General features: G+C 59.6%; 1 protein-coding gene. It reads right to left on the bottom strand.

Translation table 11 applies throughout. From position 1 onward, the window contains the following. Positions 1-359: phage tail protein (locus DZ860_RS24240; RefSeq protein ID WP_243641915.1), on the bottom strand; the 359-nt coding region annotated here is incomplete at both ends.

Genomic DNA, 359 nt, shown 5'->3' with positions numbered 1-359 from the left:
CCCATACGCTGTATTCAGCAACACCGTCAGGAACACGGCTCACTTTTACCTTCACGCCGTCGGTGACGGACTGAACCTCCACGCTGACCGGATTGCCACTTCCGTCAACCAGGCTTATCAGCGCGGTACCGGAGGATGGCAGCGTGATTTCACGGTCGAGCGTCAGCGTCCGGGTCTGGCTGTTCACCGCCAGCACACGACCACCGGTGCTGATACCGGCATAGTCATCATCGCAGATTTCAATAACATCGCCCGGTACATGGCGAAGCCCTTCTGCGCCGACGCTGAAATCCACGGTCTGCGTTTCCAGCAGTTCTGTTTTAATCAGCCACAGCCCGGCGCGGTGTGCCTGCCCCCGG

Source organism: Vibrio sinensis, assembly GCF_003605645.1.
GTDB classification, from domain to species: Bacteria; Pseudomonadota; Gammaproteobacteria; order Enterobacterales; family Vibrionaceae; genus Vibrio; species Vibrio sinensis.
This window is presented reverse-complemented; position numbering and strand designations above follow the sequence as displayed.